Genomic DNA, 1,914 nt, shown 5'->3' with positions numbered 1-1,914 from the left:
GCTGGGGGGGGTTGAGACGGGTGGGCCAGTTAACGGCGTGATGCTTTAAATTGCACACAGGCCTTCAGGGCTGTGTGCGGCAGAGCCAATTCCCTTGCGGTGTCGCTCCGCTTGCGACAGGATTGCCGCAACTGGAGGCTAGCCTATGACGCCGGATGCCTTGCGAGCCGACCACCCGCCATCAGACACTGCGCCCGTCCAATACCTGAACCTGGACCCGTCGCTATACGTCCGCGATGATATCTGGCAACAGGAACGGCGCAGCATTTTCGCGCACACCTGGCAGTTCATGGGGCCTGTCGCCTCGGTCGCGACATCAGGTCAATACCTTGCCATCGACATCGCCGGTACGCCGGTCTTCGCCATCCGGGGCCGGGACGGGACGTTGCGCGGATTCAAGAATGTCTGCCGCCACCGGGGGGCGAAACTTCTGGCCGATGGCGCGGGCAAATGTGGGCTGATCGTTTGTCCCTATCACAAATGGTCCTTTGCCGACACCGGACGGCTGGTGCAGGCCCCATGGTATGGCAAGGATCCCGCGATCATCCCAGAGGACTGGCCGCTGGAGACGGTGCAGTTGTCGCAATGGCGCGGGCTGCTCTTCGCGGCACTCGACCCGAAGGAAAGTCTTCTGGATCAACTTGGCTCCCTGCCCGCCGAACTGGCGGACGAGCCGTTGGAAACCTATGCCGCCACCGATCAGGCCACTGTCAGCTTTGCGGCGAACTGGAAGATCTACACCGACAATTTCGTCGAAGGCTACCACATCCCCGGCACGCATCCCTCGTTCTACGCTGCCATCGACTTCGAAGCTTTCCAGACCACCGCCCATCCCGGTTATGTCCGCATGACTGCACCGCCGAAAGACGGTCTGTTCTATCGCGGCAAATGGCTTTGGATGTGGCCGAACTGGACGCTGTCGCTTTTCGATGGCGGCATGAACGTCAGCCGGATCAACCCGACCTCACCGCATCACACGGACCAGCACTACCATTTCTTCTTTGCCGACACCTCTGCGGAAGCATCGGAAAGAAGGGCGAAATCCGTGCAAGGTACGCTGGCCGTGGTACGCGAGGACTACACGATCTGCGCCGACACGCATCGAAACTATGCCGCGGGGGCCTATAGCTCCGGCCCGCTCTCGGGGCGGCATGAGCGGGGCGTGCAGTATTTCCAGGAACGGGTCGCTACGGCACTGGGCGTTCGTCGGGATTGATTGCACAATCACAAGCCGGACATTCTGCTCCGGAAAAGGCTTTCAGGCGTTCGCCTTGTCATAGGCCGCGAACAGATCGGTTACGAGAACGCCATTGATCCGCATCCCGGTCAAGTCCGCATCCCTGATGTCTGAATCCGCCAAGGTGACGCCGCTTATGGTCAACCGCGACAGGTTTGCGTTGGTGATGGCGGCTCCCGACAGATTGACGTTGTTGAAGCGCGCATCCGCAAGGCTGATATCATCAAAAACCGCTTCGCTCAGATTGGTGTCGATGAATTTCGCCTTCGTCAAAACAGCGTAGAACTTGGCGTCCGCGAGGTTTACGCCATCAAAATTGGCACCTGACATATCGGCCCGCTGGTAATGCATTCCCTGCATCTGAGGGCCATCAAATGGCGTGGGTTCGTGGGGATCGCTCATCGTCGTTTCCTCCGGTCAATCATGATCGCGATCGAAAGGATGCCAGATCGCGCAATCCATTTACGACGTCGCATCTGAATCGAAACGAACCCACGCCAATTCTGGGCCGAGCCGTTGGCAAGCCGCCCTGACTCGTTAGCGGTTTAACTTCTTTGGGAACGGCACGCCCTTCGTCGTGAAGCTCTGCCCTTTGCCAATCGGCCGCACCGGCCGCTTCGTCCCGGCGGCCTTGCCGGTTCCGGGGGGCTGGTGGGCGGGGATGAGCTGGTCGGGGC

The 1,914-nt window shown here is 60.1% G+C and carries 2 protein-coding genes; one reads left to right on the top strand and one right to left on the bottom strand.

Features of this window, described 5'->3' with window-relative positions; translation table 11 throughout:
* Positions 1–145 precede the first annotated feature (145 nt).
* Entirely contained in the window at positions 146–1,216 is a 1,071-nt protein-coding gene (locus tag FJ967_RS33230; protein WP_140736530.1) for an aromatic ring-hydroxylating dioxygenase subunit alpha, read from the top strand.
* A 42-nt stretch (positions 1,217–1,258) separates the two neighbouring features.
* Here FJ967_RS33230 and FJ967_RS33225 read toward each other — a convergent pair whose 3' ends face one another.
* Positions 1,259–1,639, bottom strand: coding sequence for a pentapeptide repeat-containing protein (locus FJ967_RS33225; protein WP_140736529.1), 381 nt, complete (start codon positions 1,637–1,639; stop codon positions 1,259–1,261).
* Positions 1,640–1,914: the final 275 nt, after the last annotated feature.

The sequence above is a fragment of the Mesorhizobium sp. B2-3-4 genome (assembly GCF_006442315.1).
Lineage (GTDB): Bacteria > Pseudomonadota > Alphaproteobacteria > Rhizobiales > Rhizobiaceae > Mesorhizobium.
The sequence above is the reverse complement of the archived record's forward strand: the minus strand, read 5'-3'. Positions and strand labels throughout refer to the sequence as shown.

Excerpts from the sequence above, each read along its gene's own strand:
- FJ967_RS33225 (WP_140736529.1), bottom strand. The coding sequence starts at position 1,639 with ATGAGCGATCCCCACGAACCCACGCCATTTGATGGCCCTCAGATGCAG.
- FJ967_RS33230 (WP_140736530.1), top strand. The coding sequence starts at position 146 with ATGACGCCGGATGCCTTGCGAGCCGACCACCCGCCATCAGACACTGCG.